Below are 25,013 nucleotides of genomic sequence, written 5' to 3'. Positions count from 1 at the left end.
AAGTTCCTCGTAATCCATTAAGTCTTATGAGCCGGGTATATAAACATATTTTGCCGGAAGTGCGCAGAGAATTAAGCGCTTGGCGCAAGATAGCTTTCGCAATCCCGGATCCAGAGTTACGGATGCAGGCACTTGCCAGCATCGATACGAAACAATTTCATTGTCAAGGCGGTGCTGTTTATGCAGCTATTGATCTGCCGGATAGGAATGTATTAATTCGTCTCATCGTCTCTTATCAAACGATTAGTGATTATCTTGATAATTTGTGTGATCGAAGTACGTCCATGGATCCAGAGGACTTCAGATTGTTGCATCAATCCATGCTGGATGCGGTTGATCCTCAAGCAGAACAATGCGATTATTATGCTTTGCATCAGGAAGTGAATGATGGAGGTTATCTATCTAGATTAGTTGAGACCTGTCAGGAGTGTATTCGAATGCTTCCAGGTTATAATGCTGCGCAGCCGTACATAAAGGATTTGGTTAGTCTGTATACGGATTTGCAGGTATATAAGCATATTGATCCGCTACTTAGAGAAGAGGCACTTCTGAATTGGTGGTTATCGGAGAGGTATAGAGCACCTCATTTGGAGTGGCAAGAATTTGCTGCCGCTACAGGGTCTACCTTAGCGGTATATACGCTATTTCTTGCTGCATCGTATGAAGGGTTATCTAGTGATGAAGCGGCTTCTATTTATAAATCTTATTTCCCACATCTATGTTGTCTGCATATTTTGTTGGATTATTTGATTGATCAGGAAGAAGATCGCTTGGGTGGGGATCTTAATTTTTGCAACTATTATCATGATTCCGAAACGATGTTGCAAAGAATTACTATGATTGTGGAGTCTGCAAGAAAAGACGTTATGACAATCCCGTCAACTTCATTTCATCGAATGATCATTGAGGGTTTGTTGGCAATCTATTTATCCGATCCGAAAGTTAGTGAGCAACAGGAAGTCGTTACTGCTTCAAAGCATTTGATGAAGGGGAGCCCACTTACCCGGATTTTCTTCTTCATCAATAGCCGATGGATTCGTAAATATTTGTACAAATGATAAATTAGGGGGAGAGAGATCATGTCAGTCAAAAAAATAGCAGTATTAACAAGTGGTGGAGATTCTCAAGGCATGAATGCAGCGGTTCGTTCTGTAGTTCGGAGTGGATTGTATTATGGCTTGGAGGTATATGGTATTCAAAGAGGATTTCAAGGACTTCTTAATGATGATATATTCTCTATGGATCTACGGAGTGTGGGAGATATTATTCAGCGTGGGGGAACCGTTCTTCAGTCTGCGCGATGTAAAGAGTTTACGACGCTAGAAGGTCAACAAAAAGGTGCGGAAATTTTGCGAAAGCACGGAATTGACGGTCTAGTAGTCATCGGTGGCGATGGTTCTTACCATGGAGCTAATAAGCTAAGTAAGTTGGGAATTAATACGATGGCGCTGCCGGGTACGATTGATAACGATGTTTCTTTTACGGATTTCACAATAGGCTTTGATACTTCCGTAAGTATTGTTGTGGATGCGATTAACAAACTAAGAGACACTATGTCGTCTCATGAGCGTTCATCGATTGTAGAAGTTATGGGTAGACACTGTGGTGATATCGCATTATATGCCGGGTTAGCGTCAGGCGCAGAGACTATTATAGTACCTGAAGTGCCTTACGATATGAATGAAATAGCAGACCGTATGGAGCAGAATTTCGCTCATGGTAAACGCCATAGTATCGTTATCGTTGCTGAAGGTGCAGGAAGTGGAGAAGACGTAGCTAGGCAATTGGTTGAACGTTGTCCTTCTTTGGAGCCGCGGGTAACTGTATTAGGCCATATTCAACGTGGGGGTACTCCGACGCCAGCAGACAGAAATCTTGCTAGTCGATTGGGTGATTTCGCAGTGCGGATGCTCATTAAGGGTGAATCAGATAAAGCTTGCGGAATCATTAAAAATGAGTTAGTGCTGACCGATATTGACAAGGTCGTTAACAGTAAGAAAGATTTCAATATGGAATTGTATGAACTGGCAGCACGTCTGTCTCAATAATGAATAAATCGTATAAAGATAGGGGGTGTCTCCAAAGCCATGGACAATGGCTTGAGACACCCCCTATTTCATATTTATTTGTAGATGACATCTTTGCTGTATCGATTATTAGCATTCCAGAGCAGATACTCATGAACATCCATATCTTTCAGCGCTCGAATTTGTTCTTCTACTTCCTTCTTCCCATATTTAGTGTAATGTCCGCTTCCAAGCCAACTAGCGGTGAAATCTTGAATCCAAGGGCGTATGATTGGTTTATGATCTCCTAGTGTTTCCAATTTTTTATGAGTATCAACCATAGAGCCTTTGATTACGTTGTATGGTTCTTTATCTGGATTGGTCGCTCCGTACCATCCTGTAGAGTAATGACTTGGGTATACCATAGGGGCTATAACATCTACATTCTCAGAAATTTTCACCATATCTTGACCAATACCTTCGGCTGCGGGGACTGAAGCGGCATACCCAAAAATATCAACCGATATACGAATTCCAAGTGGCGCTAGCTCTTGACGTGCGTATTGTACGAAGTCAGAAACGATATCTACACGAGAGGAATCACCTTTGACATATTTCAAAATATCAGCTCGCTTATCAAAACCTTCAGGGAAACGAACATAGTCGAATTGTATTTCTTTGAAACCTAACTTGGCTGCTTCTTTGGCAAGTTCGATGTTGTAATCCCAAACTTCCTTGCTGTAGGGATTTACAAACCCGTCGCCATTTCCATTCTTCCATAGTGTTCCATCTTTATTGACGAAAGATAGATCTGGCTGCTTCATAGCAAGGAATGTATCTTTAAATACGACAATCCGAGCAATGGGATAGACATCATGCTTTTGTAGACGCTCCATGAGTAGGTTAATATCACCAATGTATGGTTTAAGATTACCATCCTTTTGAAGGATTGGATTGTCTGATTTATACGTTATGTATCCAGCATCATCCTTGATATCTATAACCATCGCATTGAGTTCTGTTGAATCAAGGAGATTTAGAAGCTCGGTCATGCGTGATCCACCAGCACTATGTGCGGTTACGTAAATCCCTTTAACAATGGGAGCGTCTAACTGTGGATCAACTTTGATCGACGGATCAAACGAAATATGACCCAATGTAGTTTCAGAGTCTTTTTGTTGGGAAGCAGTGATAGCTGAATGAATGGATGATTGCAGGGTGCTTATAGAATTGTGATCGTCTGACGGAGTTCCTGTTGTACTACCTAATACGAATAGCAATAATGCCCAGATGATGTTCATTTTTCTCTCTCCCTTATAAGGTACTGTCTCTTTGTAATTATATAGAATCAATAGAGAATTGAAAGGACAGCTTTGTCACATTTTAAGATAATGTGTCAGTACATATGGAAAATACCGCCATCCCCACCAGCAAGGAGGGGATGGCGGCATAGTAATCTGTTTAGCGCTTTGTTAATGAAGATGGCTTAAGTTTTGATGCTCGCAAATGCTGAATTGGATAATCTCCATGGCATCATGCGGTTCAAGAATACTGAGACCATCTCTGAGCATAATGAGTGAATTCAGTTCACTTTGCTTCAGGAAAGGCATCATATCTGGATACCAACGCAATACAATTTGGGAAAGTTTTACCGATTCCATTTCCATAAAGATCACCCTTCCTCCTACGAATTCTTTACCACCAAAATTTCTAGAGTAGCGAATCGGAAAAGTCTTTAGTGCCTAAGCATTAAGAATGAGGCTAAATCTTATGGTAAAGAAATGGGAACTGTGCACCTTTAATATATCATATATATGGATAATATAACACGGCTATCCTCATGAATTATCTTCTACGGAATGAACCCATCACGCCGACGGTTTCAACAATATTAACAAATGCTTGTGGATCAGTCTTTTTAATGATGCTCTTAAGTTCTGCTAGCTCATAGCGAGTAGTGACTGTCATTAGCATATCTCGCGGTTCATGAGAATAAGCGCCTTCTGTTTTTATTTTGGTGACACCCCGTGGGATTTCAAGCAATTTTGAAAGAAGTTCTTCGGTTTGGTTAGTAATGATATATACGGTTACCTTAATATGGCTGATATGAATCAAATCCAGAACTTTTCCGGTTATGTAGATTGAAGCCATAGAAGCTAAGGCGATATTCCAATTGTCATTGAAGTATCCTGCGGCTAGAATGACCACAGCGTTCATTCCAACAAGGATAGTACCCACTGGGAAATCACGATAACGTGTAATTAATGATCCAATGATGTCAAATCCTCCAGAGGATCCACCAATACGGAATGATATTCCAGCGCCGATTCCGACTAATACACCACCGAAAACGCTAGCTAGGAGTATATCCGTTGCAATTAATTTTACTGGGATCAGTGCGATGAACCATGTGGTTGCAACTACGGAAAGAATGCTTAAACTTATAAATTTCTTCCCTAGCTTAAACCAGCCAAGGATTAGAATGGGAATATTAATGAGCAAATACATAGTACTGACACTGAAATTACTGAAATAACTAATAAGTAAAGATAAACCAGATACACCACCACTGAGAAGTTGATGCGGAATAAGAAATAAATTAAAACCGCATGCTATGATAGCGGCGCCAAGAATGACAACAAACGAATTCCAACATTTTTCGAACAAAATAAACCCACCTTTGATAGTTGTGTTGAGACAAATATTTATATAAACTTGATAACTGTAGTAGTAATCGCAATTCGTTATGTGATATAATATGTTGGATGTTCTTGAGTAGGGTTGTACAATAGTATTATTTTCGATTTTTCTTCGGCGAAATAATAACCCATTAGTCATTAGAATGGTTAAATATCCCGACTTAAAGCATGAACATTTTGTTCATGCAATATTTTATGGCATGTATGGCTACCCTATAACTGTATGCCGCTACTTAAGAATACAGACAAGAATGTGGAATGTCCACTTATGATGAAGTGGAATGTCCACTCTATAGAAGGAGTATGAATATATTTGAAAACATTTGCAGAATTTGACTTGGATCCGAGAATTCTCCAAGCAATCACGGAGCTTGGGTTTGAAGAAGCTACACCCATTCAAGCACAAGCTATTCCCCCTGCTTTAGCAGGAAGAGATTTAATTGGTCAAGCACAAACAGGTACAGGTAAAACAGCAGCATTTGGTATACCGTTGATTTCAAAAATCAGCAAAAATGAAGACAGAATTATGGCACTGATTATGGCTCCAACACGTGAGTTGGCTATTCAAGTATCAGAAGAAATTGGTAAACTTGCCCGCTTTGCAGGAGTTCGTTCGTTGGCAATTTACGGTGGCCAAGATATTAGCCGCCAAATTCGTTCCCTAAAGAACAAACCTCAGATTATTATTGGTACACCTGGTCGTCTATTGGATCATATTAATCGCAAAACGATTCGTTTGAATGATGTCCAAACCGTTGTACTTGATGAAGCTGATGAAATGCTGGATATGGGTTTCATGGAAGATATTCAATCCATTCTTAAGCTAGTCCCTGAGGAACGTCAAACGATGCTTTTCTCCGCAACAATGCCAGCTAACATTCAGAAGCTTGCGCAACAGTTCTTGCGTAATCCGGAACATATTTCCGTTATCTCTAAACAAGTAGATCAAGGTCCACTTATTGAACAAGCCTATATTGAGGTTCCAGAACGTCAAAAATTCGAAGCACTTAGTCGCCTTATTGATATGGAATCACCTGATCTTGCTATCGTATTCGGACGTACAAAGCGTCGTGTAGATGAATTATCTGAAGCCTTGCAAAAGCGTGGATATTCAGCAGACGGATTGCACGGAGACTTGTCTCAGAATCAACGTGATGCAGTTATGCGTAAATTCCGTGACGGTAGTATTGATGTATTAGTTGCAACTGACGTTGCGGCTCGTGGACTCGATGTTTCTGGTGTAACGCATGTTATTAACTTCGATCTACCTCAAGATCCTGAGAGCTATGTACACCGTATTGGTCGTACTGGTCGTGCAGGTAAAGAAGGAACGGCGTTGTCGTTCGTAACTCCACGTGAAATGGATCATTTCCACTTTATCGAGCGTGTTACACGCCACCGTATTGCTCGCAAACCACTTCCTACAATGGCTGAAGCTATTGAAGGTAAACAACGGGTTACAGCAGAAAGATTGCTTGAGACGTTGGAGAAGGGTGAATTGAACGAGTATAAAGGCATCGCGATTCAATTGTTGGAGCAATATGATTCGGTTCAATTGCTAACAGCAGCTATGAAACTTCTTACAGGTGATAAAAAGGATTCGGATATCCATTTGACACCAGAAGATCCAATGCGTGCAAAACGTCGCAAACCAGACATTCGCAGTGGTCGTAAACCATCAAGCAGTTATGGTTCACGTAACGGCAGTTCTTCTGGTTCAAGCACTGGCGGAAGCAACTATCGTCGTGATCGTGACAGTAGTGGTGGCGGTAGTCGTGGTGGTTATGCAGGTAAGAGTAGCTATAACAAAGATGGTGGAGCTTCTCGTGATTCTTCTGCACGTACGAATAAACCTCGTCCAAGTAGCAGCAGTAGCACTCGTCCGGCGAAACGTCCTGACAGCTCTTTCGAATAATTAGTTAATTAGACTTGTGTGTTATAACGTAAAGGCGGAGTGCATATGCACTCCGCCTTTTTGAAGTATAATAAAGTATAAGTTTCATTTGAAACTAGAGAATGAACGCACGTGTGATGATAACCAACAATATGAACAATACGAGAATGGCACCTGTTGAAGTGAAACCGCCAAATCCTATAGGGGCAGACATTGTGAAAACCTCCTTTAATTTGTGAATTACTTGGTTTACTTTATATTCTATGTAGTAGGTTGAAGCTTGTTTAGACATCTACCCAGCCTTAAGAAAATTAGGCACTGGCTTTGTCGATAGGAAATGCGTTATATTATTATATACAAGCATAATTACAGAGGGGGAGAACTTTTGGAATTCAAGGGCACAATGGGAGGAATTTATAAATTAACGGAATGGATTACACGGATTGCGTATACTAACATACTGTGGCTTATCTGTTCATCACCATTTGTATTGGTGTTAATACTCAAATTCTTGTTAATTACAACGGAAGCGACGGCAGATGATCAGTTATTATTAAATTGGGTACTGGGTATTCTAGCTCCGTTCGTACTATTTCCTGCAATTTCGGCATTATATGCTGTTGTACGTAAGTGGGTTATGGGAGATTCGGAAGTGCCTGTATTCCGAACATTTTTTACAGGATACAAGGGAAATTACAAGCAAAGCATGATTGGTGGAATATTCTACACATTATTATTTGTTGTGATGTGGGTCGACTATAAAGTATATATGACCATGGATAATTTGCAACTTGTAGGCGGAGTCATGTTGTTACTGCTTCTTATTTTATTTGTTTCTATGTTTAACTTCTTCTCGATGGTTGTTCATTATCACTTGGGTGTCTTTATGATTATCAAGAATGCAATCCTATTAACCATTATTAGACCTTTTCGGATGATCTCAACTGTACTGGGATGTGGACTACTATTATATATAGCATCACTCTACCCAGTATTGATTTTCTTTTTTGTCATTACATTAATTGCGTTATGGTCATTTTTTAACTTTTACGGATCATTCCTTAAGATGCAGGAGCAAGCAGAGCGCTTGAGATTGTTAGATGAGGAGAAAGCGGAGCAGAAAAAAGAAAAATCCATGGAATAAGGGTGGAGTTTGAAAACGACTTCATTTGAGTTTACTTTTATAGAGATTAGGATTATAATGAAAATACATCCTGCGATGTTCGCCACGGTTGATCGTTATTTTGAACCAATGATGATTGTCTAGGGAGATTGATAAGAAGTGTGGCTGGAACGCCCTGTCTATATGACATGGGGACTTCATAAACAATTCTGAAATCACCCACCTGCTACTGCAGGTTCAGAGGGCTATTTGACCGAACGGCATAAGCGGGATTCCTTTTTATCTAATAAGTTATATGTTACCTGCATTCCAATGTCGACAGTTTAATGACATTGGAATGCTTTTTTTATTCTAGAATGGCAACACCTCTTTTGTTCTGAACAGTTCAATGTTAAACTAATAAGTATGTAATGATGGATAATATAAAGGGGGAACGGTCTTGTCGTTAAAGAGAGTTTTGATGGGGGTCATACGGAGTCAAGAGGGAACGAGTGACCGAGCGAAAGATCCTAAAATGAAAACGCGTTATTATAATTTATCGAAGGACAAGGCATGGGAGGAAGTGACTTCCACGCTAAAAAAAATTCCAGGTTATAAGGTTTTGCATGAAGTGCCCTCGGTTGGAGAGATCATTCTAGAGAAGAGGAGCGCTATGGGACGTACAGTGGATATTACAGTATCTATATTATCAGTTACCCCAGTTCGTAGCGCTGTCGACATCTACTCAGCTTCAAGAGGTTCATTAGGAGATTTGGGAGCTAATTATCGTTACATTCTCCATTTGTTTGGCATTTTAGATAAGAAATTAGCTAAATATAAAATTTCATAATAAAGATTCAACTTATAAGAAATATAGAATCATAATGGACAAGTATTTATTATATGTTATATAAAAAAAGCGAGAGAAAGATGTTCTCTTCCTCTCGCTTTTTAGCATGGATTACAGTAGTTCTTTGACTGCAGCTATAGCATCTTCGTAATTCGGATGTTCAGTCATTTCTTTAAGATATTCAACATAAGCAAGTTTATCATTTTTATCTATAACGAAAATTGAGCGCATATCAAGACGTAATTCTTTAATCAATACTCCATAAGCTTCACCGAAAGAAGATGATTTATGGTCAGACAATGTCACGACACGCTCAACACCTGCTGCACCACACCAACGCTCTTGAGCGAATGGAAGGTCCATACTGATCGTAAGAATAACGACATCGTCTCCTAGTTGATCTGCAGCTACATTGAAACGACGAGTCTGTGCGTCACAAACTCCCGTGTCAAGTGAGGGAACGACGCTGATTAATTTTATTTTACCAGCATAATCCTTCAGGGATACTTCTTCAAGCAAGTTTTTACTTACTGTGAAGTCGGGAGCGGAATCACCTGCTTTTAATTCTGGACCAACCAATGTAATGGGGTTACCTTTAAGAGTAGCTATACCTGTACGTTCTTGTGGCATTGTGAGATTCCTCCTTGATTATTTGATTTAAGTGAAAGACTGCCAAGATTATTATAATCTACTTGAGAATGTATTACCAATGTTGGACTTATTTAAGTATCAAGAAAGGAAAGTTACTATGATATTTATCCGATATGAAGATTGGAAAAGTTATATTAAATTTTATCCTGTGACGACACTGTTATTGCTAGCTAACGTCATCATGTTTTTGGTATTATCTCTAAACGGCGGCTCAACTGATATAGTGACATTATATCGATTCGGTGGACTTGTAAATGGTGCTGAAGGCTGGAGATATATCGCCGCGATGTTTCTTCACAATGGATTTGACCATTTGCTGTTTAATTGTTTCGCGTTATTAGTATTCGCACCGCCACTAGAACGACTTATGGGTTGGTGGAGATACGCACTGCTGTACGTTTTAAGCGGCATTGTAGGGAATGTTCTATCGACTCTATATTATACTCAAATAGGTGCCAATATTATATCTGTGGGTGCTTCAGGTGCGATCTATGGTGTATATGGCGCTTTACTATACATCGCGTTGCTTCAACGCAAAATAATAGATGAGTCCTCTCGGAAGACGTTGTATGCTATGCTTATGTTTGGGATTATATTCTCAGTCATGGTTGTTAGAATTAACTGGATGGCTCATTTCGGTGGTTTGATTGGCGGGTTCTTCGTATATGGACTCATGATTAGGCTAGTTAAGAAGCGACGATAAATATGATCAAGAATATACATTCTAGATTGGAGCGATCACTCACGTGGAACTGAGACAGTTGCACTATTTCATGAAAGTTGCACAGAAAGAGCATGTGACGAAAGCGGCTGAAGAACTTCATGTAGCTCAGTCTGCTGTAAGTAGGCAGATTCATCAATTGGAACAGGAACTAGGCGTAGATTTATTTATGCAAAAGGGTAGAAATTTACAATTGACACCTGTAGGTCATTTGTTCTGTAAGCGAGTAGAGACGCTTATGAAGGATCTGGACAAAGCTGTGGCTGAGGTTCATGAATTTCTAGATCCAGAACGTGGGGAGATCAGAATAGGTTTTCCCCATAGTCTCGGCATTCACTTGATTCCGTCTGTCGTTGCAGAGTTTAGAAAGCGTTATCCCAATGTGAGATTCCGTTTCAAGCAAGGAATGTATCCATCGCTAATTAAAGATGTCATATCTGCCGAAGTTGATTTGGCATTTATATCTCCATTTCCAGAGGGGCATGAACAGGTCGAAGGTGATGTTCTTTTGACTGAGGAACTGTATGCTATACTTCCCCAAAGCCATATATTGGCAGAGCAGGAATCGATAACTTTGGATCAACTAAAGGAAGATAAATTCATTTTGTTTAGCAAAGGATATTCTCTGCGTCCAATTGTATGGCAGGCATGTCTTGATGCCGGATTCTCACCGGAAATCGCCTTTGAGGGAGAAGAAACGGATACAATTCGTGGATTGGTTGGGGCGGGGATGGGAGTTAGTCTGTTGCCTGAGATGGCCTTTTTTCAAAGTAATCCACTTCAACCTGCTCGTGTTAGGGTAATTGAACCGAGAATAACGCGTACGATCGGATTAATTCATAGATCTGATGATAAGCTACCTTTAGTTGCACAGGCATTTCGTAATTTCTTACTTAAATACTTCGAATTTATGGATGAGAATAAGAAAACCCCGATTGTATAAAATCGGGGTTTTCTTTGACTTGATTAGTCACGATTGCTTGTAAAGATCATGATATAACGAATTAATTCGAGAATTGAGATCAAGGCAGCAGCTACATAAGTAAGCGCGGCAGCATTTAGTACTTTAGCTACACCACGTTCTTCATCGTTGGAAATGAATCCTTGTTCAATCATGATCGTACGAGCGCGGCTACTAGCATTGAATTCAACCGGCAATGTCACAAGTTGGAATGCTACAGCTGCAGAGAAGAAAATGACTCCAAGACCGATTAGGTTGGTAGCAGCGAATATAAATCCTGCAATGAGTAGGAAAGGTGCTATCCGTGAAGCGAAATTAACAACCGGGAACATTCGATGGCGTATTACTAACATAGGATAGCTTTCCTTGTGTTGTATAGCATGGCCAATCTCATGACAGGCTACAGATACAGCTGAGATTGAATTTTCGTAATACACGGTTTCCGACAAACGAACTACCTTATGAATGGGATCGTAATGATCGGTTAGAGAACCTTTGATAGGCTCAATAGGAATATCCTGGAGACCATTAGCATCCAACATACGCCTAGCGGCTTCATAACCAGTCAATCCGTTATGGACGGGTACCGTAGCCCATTTATTGAAAGTTCCCTTAACACGGGATTGTGCCCACAGTGAGAATAAGAATGCGATAATAATTAGTATAAACATGGAATTAGAATTCATTTATTAACCTCCTATATAATAGTGGTACTTTAAATTGAGTAAAGCTCGAACTTATAGTAACGGTCCATGATCAAGTAGAATCTTCAGTGCCTCTATACAAGCTGCTCCTTGTGGTAGCAATTGTGTAAGTGTACGTCTAGCTTGCACAGGCTTCATCTGTTCAATTAGTGGGCTAAGTTCCCTTAGTTCCTTCTCTAACTGAAACATATGCAGTTCTAGATGGGTCAGCTTGTCTGAAACTTGCGTTTCCTCGATAATCATATTCCATTTGTCTAATCTAGTTTTAATTTCCTCTAAAGTATACTTCTCTTTCTTTAACTGAATAATACGTACCAGACGTTCAGAGGTTTCATTACTGTATAGACGGTAATTTTTCTGAGTTCGGCTTTCGGGAGTAATCAACCCTAGTTTGGTATAGTAATCGATGGTTCGTTCGCTGATGCCAGCTAATCTTGCTAATTCTCCAATTCGGTATAACATGATATCTCCGATGTGAAATCACCTCATTTAAGTACTTATTTAAAATATGATACCTGATGAACAACCATACAGTCAAACGTTAGACTTTCTAGACGATAAAATGTTTTATATGTGAAGTGAAAACTATAGATAAATATTATATTCAAAGTGTTACATTTTATAACATAAGAATTATCTATTCTATTGATAAATAAAAAAGAATTGTCAGTTATTACTGTTGGTGCTTATAATCGCAATACAGGATAATAATTTATGTTATATAACCTGACACGATGAGGGGATGGTTTTTATGAGAAGAAGATGGATTGGTGTCTTTTTGGGTATGGTAGCATTGTTAGCTTTTCCAATACGTGCATTTGCAGATGGCGGGGCAAGCAATTTGGAATTACAAGCAGGGCTTAACACAGTCTTCGTCTTCTTAGCAGTTATACTAGTATTCTTCATGCAAGCAGGCTTTGTGTTGTTGGAAGCAGGATCTGTTCGTATGAAGAATGCTGGTCATGTTGCAGGTAAAACAATTTTGACTTTGGGTATTTCAGTGATTTCCTTCTGGGCAGTTGGATTTGGTCTAGGATTTGGTAATGGTAATGGAATCATTGGTCAAACGGGCTTCTTCCTAGGTGGAGAAGGTATGGCAAGTTCATTCAATTCCTTAGCAGGTTCAGATGTATCTTTAACGGTGAAGTTTTTATTCCAATTATCGTTCGCTGCTATTTCATTGGCGATTGCTTCTGGCGGAATGGCAGAACGTGCTAAATTAAGTGTCTATATTATATTTGGAATATTGTTCATGGTCGTTATTTATCCAGTCGTCGCGCACTGGGTTTGGGGTGGAGGATGGCTTGCTGAGTTAGGTATGCAAGATTATGCTGGGTCTACTGTAGTCCATCTGACAGGTGCTACGGCAGCGCTTGTAGCGACATATTTATTAAAACCGCGACTAGGTAAATACAATAAAGATGGTAAGCCGAATTCTATTCCGGGACATAACCAAGTATACACGGTACTGGGTGTTATTATTCTCTGGATTGGTTGGTTCGGATTTAATCCAGGCAGCGGATTGACGGGATTAGGAGATTTCTTTGGATACGTATCGCTTACAACGAATATTGCAGCAGCTGCTGGAGCTTTGGCCGCGCTTGCTATCTCCTGGATGATTTTTGGTAAGGGTGATATTCCGAGTATGTTGAATGGCCTGCTTGCCGCGTTGGTAGCTATAACAGGCTCTTGTGCTTTTGTTGAACCATGGGCAGCAATTGTCATCGGTGCTATTGCAGGGACGGTCGCATTCTTAGCTGGACAATGGTTAGAACGCGCTGGATTAGATGATCCGATCTATGCTGTATCTGTTCATGGTATTGCCGGAGTATGGGGTGCTCTATCTACTGGATTCTTCGCTACTGCAGAATTGGCTGAGGCTACGGGAGTAGGGGGAGCAGGATTGTTCTATGGCGGAGGTCTTCAGCAATTAGGGGTTCAAGCATTAGGTGTCCTTGGTACCTTCGCATTCGTATTTGCGGTCTCATTCATTATTCTTGGTGCCATGAAAAAGATTATGGGGCTTCGTGTTACGGAAGAAGAAGAAATGATGGGGTTGGATATTAGTGAACACGGTACCTATGGTTATCCTGAACAAATGAAATTACTAGTAAATGCAGAAGCAAAACCTGTGAATACGTCAACACCGGATATAAATTAACAATGATTATGATCTGCTAGCCAGAATGCTTGTAAGGAGAGGGGCGGGTGATTTGACATCATTAAATTCACTAGAGCAGATTATAGACTTGAAGGGAATTGCAATCTCAACATCTTGGGAGGAATTAAAAGATAGACGTAGTGAATATCAGACAGAGCTTCAGCAGTTGAAGCATGTATTGCCAATCTCAGAATGGATGTCTCTTGTCAATCAAATGCATGATTTATTTGTAGCTAAAGTATTGAGAAATTGTGAAGAAGAAATGGTGGTAGACGGTTATGGTCTACCACCTGTAGTTTATTCGTTCGTTGTATTCGGAAGTGCTGGGCGTCTAGAATCTACCCTGTGGAGTGATCAAGATAATGGAATGATTATCAGTGATGACTTTAGTGAGGGCAACAATAAATATTTCGAGAAGTTTTCCAATATCGTGTGTGACAGGCTGGCTTATTTGGGATATGAGAAATGTCTAGGGAAAGTGATGTGCTCAGAACCCATGTGGAGAAGGCCGCTGCAGGAGTGGAAAGCGACATTAGTGGAGTGGGGAAGAGATATGAGTTGGGAGCCAGTTCGTTATTTGATCATAGCAGCTGATGTACGTCATATAGCTGGCGACAATATCTTAACTGAGCAATTTAAAAAAGCACTATATCAAGTGTTCGAAGATTCCCCTGAACTACCATTTTCCATATTACGCAATACGGTTAAACATAAGGCAACATTAAATCTAGTGGGGAGAGTCATAACTGAGCGATTTGGTGAACATGCAGGTGAATTCGATGTTAAATATGGTCTCTATATTCCGTTAGTGAATTTCGTGAGATTTATGGCAATACAATTCAGTGTACAAGATACGATGACACAGAGCAGGTTAGATAAATTGATGTCTCTAGGTGCCGGGGATATCGCCATTGAAAATTGTCATAAAGCCTTTGAAATAGCTATTCAATTGAGGGCAAGTACTTCTTATACCATAGTTGATGGGTTATTTATAGGTAGTAATTATATTCCGGAACAAGATCTGAAGAGAAAACCAATCATGCATGACCTTCGTGAAAGCTTGGGAACAGTGAAAAGAACACATAGAGTACTACAGCGTATGTTGCGATATGCAGATTGGAAGAAACGATGAAGGGGCATGAGGGAATTCCATCTACAAAAGCTGACAGCATAGGGGCGCCAACGGCTCAATATATGGCCTTTATCCGTTCATTATTGAAAGAACGGCGTCGTCCAGATGCGTTAATGATTCCTTTATCAAAGCTTGAGACGGTTGTGTTTGATCTGGAGACTACGGGTTTTTCCTCCCAACAGGGGGATGGAATTTTGTCTTTCGGTGCTGTAAGAATGGTGGGTGCTGATATCATTGAGGAGGAAAGGTTCTATTCATTGGTGGATTGCCATAAGCAGATTCCACGGCATATTACTGAATTGACGGGGATCACACAGGGGATGGTAGATGGTGCACCATCACTTATGAATGGTCTGCATGAGTTTATGTCTTTTGTAGGGGGAAGAGTGCTAATTGCCCATGCTAGTGCTCATGATAAGGCATTTCTAAATGCAGCTTTATGGAAGACTTCAAAGACTCATTTAAGACATCGTATCATTGACACGATGATGATTGCGCGCTGGCTTGAACCACGGCGAGATGGGTACGGACTTGATGAATTATTAATAGAGCGTAATATTCCTATTATAGGAAGACATCATGCTTTAGAGGATGCGTTGATGACTGCTAAGTTGTGGCAGTCATATCTCATCGATATCTCCAAGCGTAGGGTAGATACACTTAGTGATCTATATGCCTATTTAAGTCGTTCATAATGAGAGGGATTAATACAATAACTAGCGCTTAGCAAATATTCATGAGGAGAACGCTGTAAGTTATTTCAGAAAGAGGGTAGAATAATACGTAATAACTTTAAGAAAAGGAAGTCAACCCTCATGAAGCGTAACATAACTGTATTGATTGTCACAATTATTTTGTTAGCAATAGCTGTGTATCAGAATGCAGACCCTGGGGTGCAAGCTGTATTTCAGATGGGCAAACCATTCCCGACGGAGTCTGGCCCTAAGGTCGGTTTACTCGCACCTCCATTCTCTGCGACTGGTTTGGATGGGGATATGTATAGTGTGGGTGGTAAACAGGACAAAGCGATCATGGTGAACTTTTGGGCTTCGTGGTGTGATCCTTGTAAGCAGGAGGCACCTGATTTAGTAAGAATAGCAAATGACTATTCCAATGATCTTATAATCTATGGTGTAAATGTAACCAAGTTTGATAATAAAAAGAATGCTGAGACATTCGTTAAGAAATATGATTTGAATTTTCCTGTGCTACTTGATCTTGAGGCAACGATATTTGATCAATATGGGGGAGCGGCCTTTCCAACAAATGTGATGATCGACAAACACGGTGTGATTCAGGAAGTTATTCTCGGGACTATTTCGGCAAAGGAATTGGAAAAGAAAGTACAACAGTTAATTAAATCTTGATAGTACAAAACCTCGGTGTCCATTGTGGATGCCGAGGTTTTGTTGAAATATAAGGAAGTATAAGTTTCACGTGATACTCTAACCATTAATGATTGACAAGACCATGTTGGCCTGCATTATCCGGAAGTTTCTCAACTTGCCCAATCTGACCCAAGAGTGCATATCGCATACTGTCGACTAAGGCTTCCCAACTGGCTTCAATCACATTGCCAGATACACCGACCGTATTCCATGTACTATCCATATTCTTCGATTCAATCAGAACACGTACTCTAGCTGCTGTTGCATCTTTCTCATCTAGGACACGTACCTTGTAGTCAGATAGATGCATTTCTTTGAGTTCTGGAAAAGATTGAACAAGTGCTTTCCGTAAGGCGTTATCGAGAGCATTGACGGGTCCATTTCCTTCGGCTGCCGTGTATACGCTTTGACCGTCAATCTTTAATTTAACAAATGCTTCAGAAACGACAGGTTTACCTGCAATTTTTTCAACAAGCATTTTGAAGGATTCAAAGATGAAGAGCTCAGATATTTGTCCATTTGCTTCACGCAATAAGAGCTCCAAGGAAGCGTCCGCTGCTTCAAATTGATAACCTTGATGCTCTAAGTCCTTAATTTTATCAATTACTATACGTGATTGTTCAAGGGTGGGGTCAAATTCTACGCCCATGTCCTTTGCTTTAGACAGAATATTGCTCTGACCGGCTAACTCAGACACGAGGATTCGTTGTTTATTACCAACAAGTTCCGGTGAGATATGCTCATAGGTGCGTGAATCTCTCAGAATTGCAGAGACATGGATGCCCCCTTTATGAGCAAATGAAGCACTGCCAACATAAGGCTGGTTAACGGGTAAGTGTACATTTGCGATTTCGCTTACATAACGAGCGGTGTTGGATAGTTGTTTTAACGATTCGGCTTCAATGCAGTCATATCCCATTTTAAGCTGAAGCGTAGGGATGATCGAGCATAGATTTGCATTTCCACAACGTTCGCCATAACCATTTATTGTTCCTTGGATTTGTCTTGCTCCAGCTTGTATAGCGCTCAATGTGTTAGCAACAGCAAGTTCGCAGTCATTATGAGTATGAATACCTAGGTTTGCATCAGGTAAATATGTAGCAACAGCTTTGACGATATCGTGAATCTCATGGGGAAGAGTTCCACCGTTCGTATCACACATCGTTAACCAATCAGCTCCAGCATCATTGGCTTTTTGGAGAACTGTAAGTGCATATTCCGGGTTATTTTTGTAGCCATCGAAGAAATGTTCAGCATCAAAGATCACTTCAAGTCCGTTGTGTTTCAAGAATGAAATGGAATCGTAGATCATGGCTAAATTCTCTTCTAATGTTGTTTGAAGTGCAGTATGGACATGGAAGTCCCATGACTTCCCAACTAAAGTTGCAGCCTGTGCACCTGATTCAAGAATAGATTGTAGATTTCGGTCTTGAGATGCTTCCGTGTTTTTGCGTCTTGTACTTCCAAATGCAGTGATTTTTGCACGTAACCTAAGCTCTTGAACTCTTTTGAAAAATTCAATGTCTTTGCTATTGCTGCCGGGAATGCCACCTTCAATATAATGAACACCGAGATCATCTAGTTTTTTGGCAATTTTCAATTTGTCGTCCGCCGATAAACTGACTCCTTCGCCTTGAGTGCCGTCTCGTAAGGTTGTATCGAATATAGCAATGGATGCAGACATTATAGCCCTCCTTTTATACTCACTGTAATGACGTTTTTATAGTTCATAATTATAGCACTTCTACGCTGGAATGTAACAAAGAATTCAATTTTCTTTGCCAAGCTTATTTCTTGACCTCTTCGTATGAGGAGGGTATGCTGACATTATCGTCATATAAATGAACGAAGAAGGGGTATTATAATGAGAACAATCGATGAATATTATCCAGCTAATGGCAGGGTTATACTTCATGTCGATATGAATGCATTCTATTGCTCTGTACATGAAGCGGAAGAGCCCGATAAATACCGGGATAAGCCAACGGCTGTAGCAGGAAGCGTTGAACTACGCAAAGGAATTATTGTCACTTGTTCATATGCTGCAAGACGTTTAGGTATAACAACGGGAATGCTTGTCAATCAAGCGCTGAAGAAGTGTCCTAACCTGATTATTATATCGCCAGATTTCAATGCATATCGTAAATATTCTAACGCTTTTATGAAGATAGCTTATGATTACACACCTTGTATGGAAGCGACATCGATCGATGAGTGTTACTTAGATATTTCAGGATCCAAACAATTTGGAACCCCATATGAGATTGCTACAGAAATTCAGAATAGAGTGTATAAAGAACTATCGCTCCCATGCTCAATTGGTATCGCGCCGAATAAACTACTAGCAAAAATGGCTTCAGATATGAAAAAACCTAACGGTCTAACGATACTTCGTATCCGAGATGTTCCTAAGGTTCTTTGGGATAAGCGATGTGTTGAATTATTTGGTATTGGTGATCGAACCGCAGATAAATTGCGTAAACTTAATATTCACACGATTGGGCAGTTAGCCGAAGCGGATGAGCAATTATTGAAACAGAATTTCGGTGTGCTCGGCGTATGGATGAAGCAGGCTTCGAACGGGATTGATCACTCACCGGTGTTAGAAGGGCGTGAACAGAGCAAGTCGATAGGCCATACAACGACACTCCCTGAGGATATCTGTGCGAAAGAAGATATCCATCGTGTTCTGCTCAACTTAAGCGATCAAGTGGCTCGTAGGCTTCGACGACAGCAATTGGTTGCTGGTGGAGTGCAGATTACGATTCGAACACCAGATATGAAGACCATTACACGTACCCACACAATGAATGTCTCGACAGATCATACGGATGATATTTATGAGCAGGCCTGCCAATTATACCATGAACACTGGAATTGGGATAAGCCCGTTCGATTACTAGGTGTAACGCTGCAACATCTAGTGTCTAAAGAAGATTCAGCGATTCAATTGGATCTTTTTAATTATGAACAGCAACCTAAGAAGGAATCCTTAACGAAGGCGATGGACTTGTTACGTAACAAGTTCGGTGAGAATGCGGTTCTGACAGCAGGAATGTTAGGTGATGATCCATCGGTGTTAATTCGGAATCATAAAGTTAGAGGAACTTCATTGCAAATGGATTTCAGAGATAAATCCGATGATAAATTGTCATAACTAGGATAACAATTGGTAATATTGTTCGAAATCAATTGAAAATTCATTTTTAATGGTTTAATATTATGGATGATGTCGCTTGACGTAAAGGCTGTAATGAATGGATATACAGGAGGAAGAGAAGATAATGGCTAAATATACATGGGTAGAGAAAGATACTTGCATTGCATGTGGGGCGTGCGGTGCAACAGCACCAGATATTTATGATTATGACGATGAAGGAATAGCTGAAGTTATCTACGGAGACGACGCTAACCGTGGTGTGACTGTGATACCAGAAGACATGTTTGATGATTTAGATGATGCATGTGATGGTTGCCCAACAGATTCTATCAAGATTGCAGACGAACCTTTTAATAAAGAGGGTTAATGATAGGTTTTGACAGGTGTGAAATAACAAAATAGGCATACTCACGATATAGCTTGATGTGGGGATGTCTATTTTTTTTGTCTTTCTGCCGATATATATAGTAAAACGGTATTTCGGGGGTCCAGATGAGATGAAAGATTCTATATACCTTAAAGAATATGTGAAGCTACATCCTGAGAATAAGATGGGATGGTACTTATTAGGTAAGGAATACGAAAAGAATGGACAGGAAGGTAAAGCTAATTATTGCTTTAATCAATCTAGTGAAGTATTTGAAGCTTTTGAAAAGAGTAAGGTGCCGGATGATGTTTGGAAGGAATACGAAGATAGAATTTTGCAGATATCACGCCATAAAGAACGTCGCATTCGTAAAGTACGTGTCATCCTCCTGACGCTGCTCCTTTTATTCCTGACCTTTATACCTTCAGTACATACGCCAGGAGATACGATTGCTTTGGTTCCTGATGTGGAACAGATTGCTATGAATGAAATAGAGCAGCAACCAGAAGTAATTGTAACTGAGAGGGAGTTAAAGCAGAATACTCCTCTTATGAGTCCTCGATTTACAGCGCAACCCAATGGTTCACCGGATGAGAAGGCTCGAACGCTATCGAATATGCTTGTTCGTTCAGGTGCTTTACCACCAAGGATTGCTGTGCTTAAGATGGAGCGTGAAGACAAATGGTTGATATGGAAACGAAATATGCCCATATCATTTACGTTAGAAAAAACGGATGGGGCACAAGTGACCTATCAACCTTATGATTCCAATGAATGTGCATGCACACCACCTGATGCAACGACACTCAAGGCATCTGCCGTATTATGGGTTAAGAAGCAAGAGGAACTAGCGGCATTATCAAGTGCAATTCGCTTTTTTGTGCAAGAAAAGGGGCGTGTACCTGAAAGTTTTAGTGAATTAGTACAACCATTTCCGCGAAATAGAATATCCGGTTCAACGGAAGTGATGAAGAAGTATTTTAATGAGATCAATGCAAGCATAGGTGCGACAATACCGGCAACAGCAACTACCCCAATTACTGCTGGGGGTGACTCAGGTACAACGTCGAGTAATAAAGAAGGCTCAGTAATGACGGGTTCTGATTCGGGTATGGAAGGGGATATGTTCTTTAAAGAGCCATTAGAGATTATTGTGGATAAAAAGAACTATCGATTGGCGGTAGTTAGTGGAGATATCATACTGCGTAATTACAAAGTAGGGCTGGGCGGAGACAAAACACCAGAGGATGACTTTATTATATCGGATAAGGTTGTAAACCCAAATGGACGGTCTAATGGTGAATTTGGTAGCCGTGGAATGCAGTTATCTTCTAGCAATTATGCGATTCATGGAACGGATGAGCCTGGTAGTATTGGTCGTGACGAATCATTAGGTTGTATACGAATGTTGAAGGAGGATATAGAGGAGTTATTCGATCTTGTTCCCATGGGCACGAAAGTACGTATAGAAAAAGGGGTTCTACCTGATGAAGAGCGGGTTCCAACAGATCGTTATCGATCACAGCATAGACAGGATCAGACGAACCCGCTCAAAAAATACCGTTGGTTGAATTAAATGTTGAAAATAAGTAGAACGATCATTGCAATGACGACGATAGATATGCTGAGTCCAACCCATAAGAGCGCTTTCTTATTCACTTCTTGTTTGGTATGTTGAAGTGTAGGTGGTTTACGTTTGGTTGCCATAAAGATAACCCTCTTTCAATGATTTTCATTCACTAATCCAATTGTAATGTGTTTTTTAATAAATAGCTATAACACTAATCATTATAAAATGGAGTCTGATATAGTGGTAGTTTCACTTTCTTTTTAAACTGTAAAAGGATAAACTATAAAAGTGTGAGATCAAAAAGTAGATAGAGATGAGGAGAACTTGTGTTGTATAAAAACGTAGCTAAACCGATACTTTTTAAAATAGATCCAGAAAAAGCGCACCATCTCGTCGTTGGAGGATTACATACTGCTGGCTCCATCCCGGGCGTATCCCATGTGTTACAAAGTTTATGGGGTGTAAAGGAAACAGCTGATCTTGCTGTTGATTTATTCGACTTACACTTTCCGACCCCTGTTGGTCTAGCTGCAGGATTGGATAAAAATGCGGTAGCTGTACAAGGCTTCTCTTCCATTGGGTTTGGATTTATGGAAGTGGGAACAGTAACACCTAAGGGGCAATCGGGGAATGAACAGCCGCGTCTATTTAGATTACCTCCTGATGAGGCACTTGTGAATCGCATGGGGTTCAATAATGAAGGTATAGATGCAATGGAGCGAAGACTTTCAACGAATCAGAGGCGGCGAATTCCAGTTGCTATAAATATAGGGAAGAATAAACTAACCCCAAATGAAGAAGCTTATAAGGATTATCAGGAATGCATACGCAAATTATATCCTTATGGTGATTTTTTCGTAGTTAATATTAGTTCACCGAATACGCCAGACTTGCGTAATCTGCAGTATGGTAGTGAATTATCTTCTCTACTTTCGCATATCATGGAGGAAATGCAAGAACAAGCGCGTAAGCATAATAAGAGTAAACATATATTGGTGAAGATTGCTCCAGACGTGAGTGATTCGGAGCTTGAGTCTATGGTAGAAGTCCTTCAAACAAGTGGCGTTTCAGGTGTCATTGCAACGAATACGACTTTATCAAGAGAAGGGCTGAATCATTCTAATGCGAAGGAAAGCGGTGGATTGAGTGGTAAACCACTAAGTAATCGATCTACAGAAATTATTTCTCGAATTTACCGTCAGAGTCAGGGCTCCCTACCGATTATCGGTTCTGGGGGAATTTTTACTGGTAAGGATGCTTATGAGAAAATTCGGGCAGGCGCGAGTCTGGTTGAAATATATACATCACTTATCTATGAAGGACCAGTAGTGAATCGAAAGATTCATGCTGAATTGAGAAAGTACCTACTTCAGGATGGATTTAGTCATATATCAGAAGCGGTAGGTGCGGATCATCACTGAAGGTGAAAGACAGGAGGTTCGCTAGCTTATGGGAATGGACAATAGGGATTGGGGCATGTTTTTGCTCCCTTACGAACAGACAGTAGAGGAATTGAAAGTTAAATTTAAAACGATGCGTTCGGAATTGAAGAAGCGCGAAGAATATGCTCCCATAGAATTTGTTACAGGTCGAGTGAAGAAAATATCTAGTATTCTAAATAAGGCAAAACACTTAAATGTCCCTATGGATAAGCTTGAAACGGGTATTGAGGATATTGCTGGCATTCGAATTATGTGTCAATTCGTAGTGGATATACGTCGTGTAGCTGAATACATTCGTAATCGGAAAGATCTAAAAGTAGTGTATGAGAAGGATTACATTACCAATTATAAGGAAAGTGGGTATCGTAGCTTTCATATGATTGTAGAATATCCTGTTCAAACCGCACTTGGACAAGTGATTGTACTTGCTGAGATTCAAATTCGTACACTAGCGATGAACTTTTGGGCGACTATAGAGCATTCTCTAAGCTATAAATATCCAGAGAGTTTACCGGATAATATTCGCAAGCGGTTGAAAAAGGCAGGGGAAGCAGCATCAACATTAGATAATGAGATGTCGAGTATTCGTGAAGATATATTGGAAGCACAGAAGCAGTTTGAGGATGACTCGAATGTGACTACACAGGTGCTTTCACTGATCCACCAGTTGTACTTCTACCATTTAGTTAATGAGGCTATTGGATTCCAAGATCGATTCAATGACATCTGGCAGAGCCATGATATGGATGAAATGAAGGTGCTTCTAGATGAAGTGAAGCAATTGATTGCCAGAACCAAAAAAGGTGAGAATACGGATGAAATATGAGGAATTGTACGTCGCCTACCTCATTTATTTCAATCGTGATCAGGATTATTTCGAATGCCATGAGGTGCTTGAAGAATTGTGGCTTCGTGATAACCGGAATCCATTGTATAAAGGTCTTCTACAGGTAGCGGTCGGACTATATCATTTCCGAAATAATAATATCATTGGTGGTAGGAAGATGTTGCATAGTGCTGCTGATACATTGGAGCAGTATCCATCTTTGTCACTCGGAATTGAGTTGGGTTCATTAGTGAGTCAAGTTCGCCGTTATGCTGATCAATTGGAGCGATTTGATGAGAATCCTTTTCTTTATTATGATCTAACCATTGTCATTGTTGATCCAGTATTACAACAGGCGGTTGATTTGGCGGATCTAACGATTGAACGCAATATTCCACAGCGTCGGGGACCTGAACGGCCACAGAGAGTGAAGACTCATGTTAGTGAATGAGTATGGATAACAATCAGGATGATGTTTATCTTGATACGAATAATGGAACAACCTGCTATGTGATATCATAGCGGGTTGTTCCACAAATATAGGTTATGATTGGAGCTTTTTTTTCGTTCATAAGTGAAGAATTGGAGGTGTCGTTTATATGAGTGGAGGAAATCGGAAGACGCAAAGAATTGATAAAGTACTAGTTCATCTTGGTTATGGTTCTCGAAGTGAGATTAAGAGGATGGTTAAGCAAGGTAGTATTACGGTAAATGGTACCATGACGAAAGATAGCGGGTTGCATGTCGATCCGTTCAATGATACGGTTGAAGTAGATGGAAAAGGGATAGTTTATAAGGAATTTATCTATATCATGCTGCATAAGCCGCAAGGAGTCATATCTGCCACGGAAGATAAGCGTGAAGCAACGGTGCTTGATTTGTTGGAATCTGAGCATGCCTTGTTTGAACCTTTTCCAGTTGGAAGACTAGATAAAGATACAGAGGGATTACTACTTTTAACGAATGACGGAAAGTTTGCACATAATCTATTGTCACCACGGAAGCACGTCCCAAAGACGTATGAAGCGAAGGTGGACGGGGATGTTGGAGCGGAAGATATAGCTCGATTTGCACTTGGGGTCACACTGGACGATGGTTATACCACTTTGCCTGGGGAGCTGTTTGTGCTAAGCCAAGAACAAGATGGAGATCGAATCATCTCTATGATATCGCTGACGATTCATGAAGGTAAGTTTCATCAAGTGAAGCGGATGTTTGAAGCTGTAGGTAAAAAGGTGGTATACCTAAAGAGAGTTCAAATGGGGCAGCTACCGCTTGATCCCAAACTTGAAATTGGTAAATACCGTGAGCTGACCATGGACGAGTTATCCTTGTTAGGCAAGGAATGATCATAGATAAGTAGATAAATACAGAGATAG

The 25,013-nt window shown here is 40.3% G+C and carries 27 protein-coding genes and 1 other RNA gene; 19 read left to right on the top strand and 9 right to left on the bottom strand.

All coding sequences use genetic code 11. The features are described 5' to 3' along the window. Positions 1 to 26 precede the first annotated feature (26 nt). On the top strand, positions 27 to 1,058 hold the full coding sequence (locus AC1TO8_RS03750; protein ID WP_482054503.1) for a tetraprenyl-beta-curcumene synthase family protein: 1,032 nt from the start codon (positions 27 to 29) through the stop codon (positions 1,056 to 1,058). Positions 1,059 to 1,076: 18 nt separating this feature from the next. Further along, on the top strand, positions 1,077 to 2,048 hold the full coding sequence (gene pfkA, locus AC1TO8_RS03745) for a 6-phosphofructokinase (protein ID WP_482054502.1): 972 nt from the start codon (positions 1,077 to 1,079) through the stop codon (positions 2,046 to 2,048). 74 nt (positions 2,049 to 2,122) lie between these two features. Here the strand turns inward: pfkA and AC1TO8_RS03740 are convergent, their stop codons facing one another. The 3 genes from AC1TO8_RS03740 to AC1TO8_RS03730 all read right to left on the bottom strand — a co-directional run bounded on the left by AC1TO8_RS03740 (position 2,123) and on the right by AC1TO8_RS03730 (position 4,673). Further along, positions 2,123 to 3,307: a putative glycoside hydrolase gene (locus AC1TO8_RS03740; RefSeq protein WP_482054252.1), complete on the bottom strand. Its 1,185-nt coding sequence runs from the start codon at positions 3,305 to 3,307 to the stop codon at positions 2,123 to 2,125. Between the two features lie 171 nt (positions 3,308 to 3,478). After that, positions 3,479 to 3,673, bottom strand: a complete 195-nt coding sequence (locus tag AC1TO8_RS03735) for a hypothetical protein (protein ID WP_482054251.1) — start codon at positions 3,671 to 3,673, stop codon at positions 3,479 to 3,481. Between the two features lie 178 nt (positions 3,674 to 3,851). Further along, entirely contained in the window at positions 3,852 to 4,673 is an 822-nt protein-coding gene (locus tag AC1TO8_RS03730; protein ID WP_482054250.1) for a YitT family protein, read from the bottom strand. A 345-nt stretch (positions 4,674 to 5,018) separates the two neighbouring features. Between AC1TO8_RS03730 and cshA the strand changes: the two genes are divergently transcribed. Continuing rightward, entirely contained in the window at positions 5,019 to 6,620 is a 1,602-nt protein-coding gene (gene cshA, locus AC1TO8_RS03725) for a degradosome RNA helicase CshA (protein ID WP_482054249.1), read from the top strand. 94 nt (positions 6,621 to 6,714) lie between these two features. Here cshA and AC1TO8_RS03720 read toward each other — a convergent pair whose 3' ends face one another. Then, complete coding sequence (locus AC1TO8_RS03720) at positions 6,715 to 6,813, bottom strand: YjcZ family sporulation protein (RefSeq protein ID WP_482054248.1); 99 nt, start codon at positions 6,811 to 6,813, stop codon at positions 6,715 to 6,717. 171 nt (positions 6,814 to 6,984) lie between these two features. Between AC1TO8_RS03720 and AC1TO8_RS03715 the strand changes: the two genes are divergently transcribed. The 3 genes from AC1TO8_RS03715 to AC1TO8_RS03705 all read left to right on the top strand — a co-directional run bounded on the left by AC1TO8_RS03715 (position 6,985) and on the right by AC1TO8_RS03705 (position 8,551). Next, positions 6,985 to 7,743 carry a YesL family protein gene (locus AC1TO8_RS03715; protein WP_482054247.1) on the top strand — a complete coding sequence of 253 codons (759 nt, stop codon included), beginning with the start codon at positions 6,985 to 6,987 and terminating at the stop codon, positions 7,741 to 7,743. Between the two features lie 64 nt (positions 7,744 to 7,807). Then, positions 7,808 to 7,999: non-coding RNA, 6S RNA (ssrS, locus tag AC1TO8_RS03710), on the top strand. 162 nt (positions 8,000 to 8,161) lie between these two features. Then, a complete protein-coding gene (locus tag AC1TO8_RS03705; RefSeq protein WP_482054246.1) occupies positions 8,162 to 8,551 on the top strand; it encodes a DUF1499 domain-containing protein in 390 nt (129 codons plus the stop codon). A gap of 111 nt (positions 8,552 to 8,662) precedes the next feature. On the opposite strand, the gene tpx is transcribed toward AC1TO8_RS03705, so the two are convergent. Continuing rightward, entirely contained in the window at positions 8,663 to 9,181 is a 519-nt protein-coding gene (gene tpx / locus AC1TO8_RS03700; RefSeq protein WP_482054245.1) for a thiol peroxidase, read from the bottom strand. Positions 9,182 to 9,299: 118 nt separating this feature from the next. On the opposite strand from tpx, the gene AC1TO8_RS03695 reads away from it, so the two are divergent. Both AC1TO8_RS03695 and gltC read left to right on the top strand, forming a co-directional pair. Then, on the top strand, positions 9,300 to 9,905 hold the full coding sequence (locus AC1TO8_RS03695; RefSeq protein WP_482054501.1) for a rhomboid family intramembrane serine protease: 606 nt from the start codon (positions 9,300 to 9,302) through the stop codon (positions 9,903 to 9,905). A 43-nt stretch (positions 9,906 to 9,948) separates the two neighbouring features. After that, positions 9,949 to 10,866 carry a glutamate biosynthesis transcriptional regulator GltC gene (gene gltC / locus AC1TO8_RS03690; protein ID WP_482054244.1) on the top strand — a complete coding sequence of 306 codons (918 nt, stop codon included), beginning with the start codon at positions 9,949 to 9,951 and terminating at the stop codon, positions 10,864 to 10,866. Positions 10,867 to 10,889: 23 nt separating this feature from the next. Here gltC and AC1TO8_RS03685 read toward each other — a convergent pair whose 3' ends face one another. Further along, on the bottom strand, positions 10,890 to 11,570 hold the full coding sequence (locus tag AC1TO8_RS03685; RefSeq protein ID WP_482054243.1) for a zinc metallopeptidase: 681 nt from the start codon (positions 11,568 to 11,570) through the stop codon (positions 10,890 to 10,892). Positions 11,571 to 11,621: 51 nt separating this feature from the next. Continuing rightward, entirely contained in the window at positions 11,622 to 12,050 is a 429-nt protein-coding gene (locus tag AC1TO8_RS03680) for a MerR family transcriptional regulator (protein ID WP_482054242.1), read from the bottom strand. 289 nt (positions 12,051 to 12,339) lie between these two features. Between AC1TO8_RS03680 and AC1TO8_RS03675 the strand changes: the two genes are divergently transcribed. The 4 genes from AC1TO8_RS03675 (at position 12,340) to AC1TO8_RS03660 (ending at position 16,248) form a co-directional block, all read left to right on the top strand. Next, positions 12,340 to 13,749, top strand: a complete 1,410-nt coding sequence (locus AC1TO8_RS03675) for an ammonium transporter (protein WP_482054241.1) — start codon at positions 12,340 to 12,342, stop codon at positions 13,747 to 13,749. 52 nt (positions 13,750 to 13,801) lie between these two features. Beyond that, positions 13,802 to 14,881, top strand: coding sequence for a DUF294 nucleotidyltransferase-like domain-containing protein (locus tag AC1TO8_RS03670; RefSeq protein WP_482054240.1), 1,080 nt, complete (start codon positions 13,802 to 13,804; stop codon positions 14,879 to 14,881). Then, positions 14,878 to 15,576, top strand: coding sequence for an exonuclease domain-containing protein (locus tag AC1TO8_RS03665; protein ID WP_482054500.1), 699 nt, complete (start codon positions 14,878 to 14,880; stop codon positions 15,574 to 15,576). The genes AC1TO8_RS03670 and AC1TO8_RS03665 overlap by 4 nt, the downstream gene beginning before the upstream one ends. 120 nt (positions 15,577 to 15,696) lie before the next feature. Continuing rightward, positions 15,697 to 16,248, top strand: a complete 552-nt coding sequence (locus tag AC1TO8_RS03660) for a TlpA family protein disulfide reductase (protein ID WP_482054239.1) — start codon at positions 15,697 to 15,699, stop codon at positions 16,246 to 16,248. A gap of 85 nt (positions 16,249 to 16,333) precedes the next feature. Here AC1TO8_RS03660 and cimA read toward each other — a convergent pair whose 3' ends face one another. Further along, positions 16,334 to 17,953 carry a citramalate synthase gene (gene cimA / locus AC1TO8_RS03655; RefSeq protein ID WP_482054238.1) on the bottom strand — a complete coding sequence of 540 codons (1,620 nt, stop codon included), beginning with the start codon at positions 17,951 to 17,953 and terminating at the stop codon, positions 16,334 to 16,336. A 180-nt stretch (positions 17,954 to 18,133) separates the two neighbouring features. On the opposite strand from cimA, the gene AC1TO8_RS03650 reads away from it, so the two are divergent. From AC1TO8_RS03650 to AC1TO8_RS03640, 3 genes are all read left to right on the top strand, one after another. Continuing rightward, positions 18,134 to 19,426, top strand: coding sequence for a DNA polymerase IV (locus AC1TO8_RS03650; RefSeq protein WP_482054237.1), 1,293 nt, complete (start codon positions 18,134 to 18,136; stop codon positions 19,424 to 19,426). Between the two features lie 127 nt (positions 19,427 to 19,553). Then, positions 19,554 to 19,796, top strand: coding sequence for a ferredoxin (locus AC1TO8_RS03645; RefSeq protein ID WP_482054236.1), 243 nt, complete (start codon positions 19,554 to 19,556; stop codon positions 19,794 to 19,796). Between the two features lie 130 nt (positions 19,797 to 19,926). Then, on the top strand, positions 19,927 to 21,372 hold the full coding sequence (locus AC1TO8_RS03640) for a L,D-transpeptidase (protein ID WP_482054235.1): 1,446 nt from the start codon (positions 19,927 to 19,929) through the stop codon (positions 21,370 to 21,372). Here AC1TO8_RS03640 and AC1TO8_RS03635 read toward each other — a convergent pair. Then, complete coding sequence (locus AC1TO8_RS03635; protein ID WP_482054234.1) at positions 21,369 to 21,503, bottom strand: hypothetical protein; 135 nt, start codon at positions 21,501 to 21,503, stop codon at positions 21,369 to 21,371. The two genes, AC1TO8_RS03640 and AC1TO8_RS03635, sit on opposite strands and share 4 nt — an antisense overlap. Positions 21,504 to 21,692: 189 nt before the next feature. Here AC1TO8_RS03635 and AC1TO8_RS03630 point away from each other — a divergent pair, with 189 nt between their 5' ends. The 4 genes from AC1TO8_RS03630 to AC1TO8_RS03615 all read left to right on the top strand — a co-directional run bounded on the left by AC1TO8_RS03630 (position 21,693) and on the right by AC1TO8_RS03615 (position 24,983). Further along, on the top strand, positions 21,693 to 22,787 hold the full coding sequence (locus AC1TO8_RS03630) for a quinone-dependent dihydroorotate dehydrogenase (protein WP_482054233.1): 1,095 nt from the start codon (positions 21,693 to 21,695) through the stop codon (positions 22,785 to 22,787). A gap of 34 nt (positions 22,788 to 22,821) precedes the next feature. Beyond that, on the top strand, positions 22,822 to 23,634 hold the full coding sequence (yjbM, locus tag AC1TO8_RS03625) for a GTP diphosphokinase (protein ID WP_482054499.1): 813 nt from the start codon (positions 22,822 to 22,824) through the stop codon (positions 23,632 to 23,634). Then, entirely contained in the window at positions 23,624 to 24,085 is a 462-nt protein-coding gene (locus AC1TO8_RS03620; RefSeq protein ID WP_482054232.1) for a DUF309 domain-containing protein, read from the top strand. Before yjbM ends, AC1TO8_RS03620 begins: the two co-directional genes overlap by 11 nt. Positions 24,086 to 24,233: 148 nt before the next feature. Then, positions 24,234 to 24,983 carry a pseudouridine synthase gene (locus AC1TO8_RS03615; RefSeq protein ID WP_482054231.1) on the top strand — a complete coding sequence of 250 codons (750 nt, stop codon included), beginning with the start codon at positions 24,234 to 24,236 and terminating at the stop codon, positions 24,981 to 24,983. The last annotated feature ends 30 nt before the right edge of the window (positions 24,984 to 25,013 follow it).

The sequence above is a fragment of the Paenibacillus sp. Y859 genome (assembly GCF_056786405.1).
Note: the sequence above shows the minus strand (reverse complement) of the source record. Positions and strands in the feature narration are given on the sequence as shown.